This window comes from Streptomyces sp. SID14478, assembly GCF_010548525.1.
Classification (GTDB): Bacteria; Actinomycetota; Actinomycetes; order Streptomycetales; family Streptomycetaceae; genus Streptomyces.
Window position 1 is genome coordinate 1 of record NZ_JAAGMG010001320.1, and the last position, 3417, is coordinate 3417.

5 protein-coding genes are annotated in these 3417 nt (G+C 71.1%); 3 read left to right on the forward strand and 2 right to left on the reverse strand.

Features of this window, described 5'->3' with window-relative positions:
• A partial coding sequence (locus G3I40_RS41960; RefSeq protein WP_164560048.1) for an AzlC family ABC transporter permease occupies positions 1-320 on the reverse strand: 320 nt, incomplete at its 3' end.
• A gap of 79 nt (positions 321-399) precedes the next feature.
• Here G3I40_RS41960 and G3I40_RS41965 point away from each other — a divergent pair.
• Positions 400-972, forward strand: coding sequence for an XRE family transcriptional regulator (locus G3I40_RS41965; protein ID WP_164560049.1), 573 nt, complete (start codon positions 400-402; stop codon positions 970-972).
• A 124-nt stretch (positions 973-1096) separates the two neighbouring features.
• Here G3I40_RS41965 and G3I40_RS41970 read toward each other — a convergent pair whose 3' ends face one another.
• Positions 1097-1300 carry a cold-shock protein gene (locus G3I40_RS41970; protein WP_018528239.1) on the reverse strand — a complete coding sequence of 68 codons (204 nt, stop codon included), beginning with the start codon at positions 1298-1300 and terminating at the stop codon, positions 1097-1099.
• Positions 1301-1600: 300 nt separating this feature from the next.
• Here G3I40_RS41970 and G3I40_RS41975 point away from each other — a divergent pair, with 300 nt between their 5' ends.
• The gene (locus tag G3I40_RS41975) at positions 1601-2473 is read left to right on the forward strand and encodes a menaquinone biosynthesis protein (RefSeq protein ID WP_164560050.1); all 873 of its coding nucleotides are present in this window, start codon (positions 1601-1603) and stop codon (positions 2471-2473) included.
• 163 nt (positions 2474-2636) lie between these two features.
• On the forward strand, positions 2637-3417 hold a 781-nt coding region (locus tag G3I40_RS41980; protein WP_164560051.1), incomplete at its 3' end, for a serine/threonine-protein kinase.

Below are 3417 nucleotides of genomic sequence, written 5' to 3' on the forward strand. Positions count from 1 at the left end.
CCGAGCGCGTCGGCGACGGCGAGGCTGAACGCGGCGGTGCGCGTGTTGAGCAGCAGCCCGGTCGCCGCCGCCGCGGCGGGCCCGCCCCCGGCGGCGAACACCCCCACGGCGCTGAACTGCGCCGATCCCGCGAAGACGAGCAGGGACATCAGCACGGGAAGCCACACGGGCAGCCCGCTCGCCACGGCCACGGCCCCGAACGAGAGGCCGACGACGGCGTCGGCGAGACAGACCAGGGCGATGTCCCGGAGCAGGCGGCGGTCGGCCCCCGCCGCGATCGTTCGTCGTGGCGGCTGGACCGTTCGGTGTGGCGAACGCATGGGACGAGCATGCGCGGCGGACCGGGTGTTCGTCAAACCGAACGATAAGCTTGCCGCAACGAACGACGGAGGTACGGACATGACGAAGCCGGACGTGCCGGGGGGCCGCCTGCCCCTCGACCGCATCGCCGCGGCCCTGCGCCGCGAACGCCTGCGTGCCGGGCTCTCCCTCTCCGAGCTGGCGAAGCGGGCGGGCATCGCGAAGTCCACGCTGTCCCAGCTGGAGGCGGCGAACGGCAAGCCGGGCCTGGAGACCATGTGGGCGCTGAGCGTCGCCCTGGAGGTGCCGCCGAGCACCCTGCTCGACCCGCCGCGCCCCGTCGTCCAGGTGATCCGCGCGGGCCAGGGCCCGGCCGTCCCCTCCGAACTGGCCGACTACAGCGCGACGTTGCTCTCGCCGAGCCCGCCGGGCGCCCGTCGCGACCTCTACTTCCTCCAGGTCGAGCCGGGCAGCGTCCGCGACTCGGACGCGCACCTGGCCGGCACCACCGAACACCTCGTCGTCGGCACGGGGCGCGTCCTCGCGGGCCCCCAGGACGACCCCGTCGAACTCGGCCCCGGCGACTACCTCGCGTACCCCGGCGACGTCCCGCACACCTGCCGGGCCCTGGAGTCCGGCACCACCTGCGTCCTGGTGATGCAGCACTCCTGAGGAAGCGGATTCAAGAGGGGGGCTTTGCGGTTGCACGGCCGCAAGGGAAAAGGCAGGAGCCCCGTCGCCTTACGGCGCGGGGCTCCTTGGGTACTGCTATAGATTCTGGATCAGATCACCCGAACTACTGGGGGGTGACGTTCTCCGCCTGCGGGCCCTTCGGGCCCTGCGTGACGTCGAAGCTCACGGCCTGGTTCTCCTCGAGGGAGCGGAAGCCGTTCGCGTTGATCGCGGAGTAGTGGACGAAGACGTCCGGGCCGCCGCCCTCCTGGGCGATGAAGCCGAAGCCCTTTTCAGCGTTGAACCACTTCACGGTTCCGGTAGCCATAAGCCCTCCTATGGGCCAAAGGGTCGCCCTGCTCCAGAACCTGCAAATGCGCTTGCGAACAACTGCAAAAGTCTGAATACGACGAGAGCCCGCGGTTACATGCTCCGCAGGCTCTGTACTGCAAGGGAAACCAAACTGCAACTTGCGGCGAGCCTAGCACGCAGGCAGCCGAAAGCAATAGAGGGCAAGATCACTTCACCCGGAGGTTTGAAGGAAGCCCGATGCGGGTTGACCGGTGGCCGTATCCGGCGGCACGACCCGGATCCTGCACCGTACCTCAATGGGGCTAGCCTCGCCGATGTGGACAATTCTCCCGAGACTCCTCAGGCCGCGCGGCGCACCCGGCCGCGCGTCGGCCACATCCAGTTCCTGAACTGCATGCCCCTGTACTGGGGCCTTGCCCGGACGGGATCCCTCCTCGACTTCGAGCTCACGAAGGACACCCCGGAGAAGCTCAGCGAGCGACTGGTCAAGGGCGATCTGGACATCGGTCCGATCACCCTCGTCGAATTCCTGAAGGCCGCCGACGACCTGGTCGCCTTCCCCGATCTGGCCGTCGGCTGCGACGGCCCCGTGATGTCCTGCGTGATCGTCTCGCAGGTGCCCCTGGACCAGCTGGACGGGCGGCGTGTCGCGCTCGGCTCCACCTCGCGCACGTCGGTGCGCCTGGCGCAGCTGCTGCTCGCCGAGCGCATCGGCGTACAGCCCGACTACTACACGTGTCCGCCCGACCTCGGCCTGATGATGCAGGACGCCGAGGCGGCCGTGCTGATCGGGGACGCGGCGCTGCGGGCCAATCTGCACGACGCCCCGCGGCTCGGGCTCCAGGTCCACGACCTGGGGGCCATGTGGAAGGAGTGGACGGGGCTGCCGTTCGTCTTCGCCGTGTGGGCCGCGCGCAAGGACTACCTCGCGCGGGAGCCGGAGATCACGCGGCAGGTGCACGAGGCGTTCCTGGCCTCGCGCGACGTGTCCCTTCAGGAGGTCGCCAAGGTCGCCGAGCAGGCGGCACGCTGGGAGGCCTTCGACGAGGCGGTCCTGGAGGAGTACTTCACGACGCTCGACTTCCGGTTCGGTCCGGCGCAGTTGGAAGGCGTCACGGAGTTCGCGCGACGGGTCGGGCCGACCACCGGATTTCCCGCGGATGTGGCGGTCCGGCTGCTTGCGCCCTGAGCCGTGCGGAATTCGGCCGGGTGCCTGCGGAATTCCGTGAACGGTGGTGCGGAATTCCGCGGGTCCGGCATGAAATGCCGGTGAACGGACGGCATTGCCGCCACGGGGCTACCCTGCTGGGGCACGCGTGCGTGCAGGGGAGAAATCGGGGGAGGTGCGCGGTATGCAGCCGCTCGACGACGACGAGCCGACGACGGTGGGGCCCTACCGGCTGCTCGGCCGGCTCGGGCACGGCGGCATGGGTCGGGTGTACCTGGGGCGCAGCGCCGGCGGCCGTACCGTCGCCGTGAAGGTCGTCCACCCGCACTTCGCGCTCGACGACGAGTTCCGGGCGCGCTTCCGCCGGGAGGTGGACGCGGCGCGGCGGGTCGGCGGGGCGTGGACCGCACCGGTGCTCGACGCCGACCCCGGGGCCCGGGTGCCCTGGGTGGCGACGGGGTACGTCGCCGGGCCCTCGCTCGCACAGGCCGCCAGGGAGGGCAGGACCCTGCCGGAGCATTCCGTACGTGTCCTCGGCGCGGGCCTCGCGGAGGCGCTGGCGGCGGTGCACGGGCTCGGCCTCGTCCACCGCGACGTCAAGCCGTCGAACGTCCTGCTGACCGTGGACGGGCCCCGCCTCATCGACTTCGGCATCGCCCGCGCCACGGAGGGCACCGCGTCCCTCACCTCCACCGGCGTCTCCATCGGCTCGCCCGGCTACATGTCGCCCGAACAGATCCTCGGCAAGGGCGTCACCGGCGCCGCGGACGTGTTCTCGCTGGGCGCGGTCCTCGTGTACGCGGCGACGGGGGAGTCCCCCTTCCCCGGCGACTCGTCGGCGGCGCTGCTCTACAAGGTCGTGCACGAGCAGCCCGAACTCGGCTCCCTGAGCGGCGAGTTGCGGGACGTGGCGGCGGCCTGCCTGGCGAAGGACGCGGCGGCCAGGCCCGGCCCCGAGGAGGTCG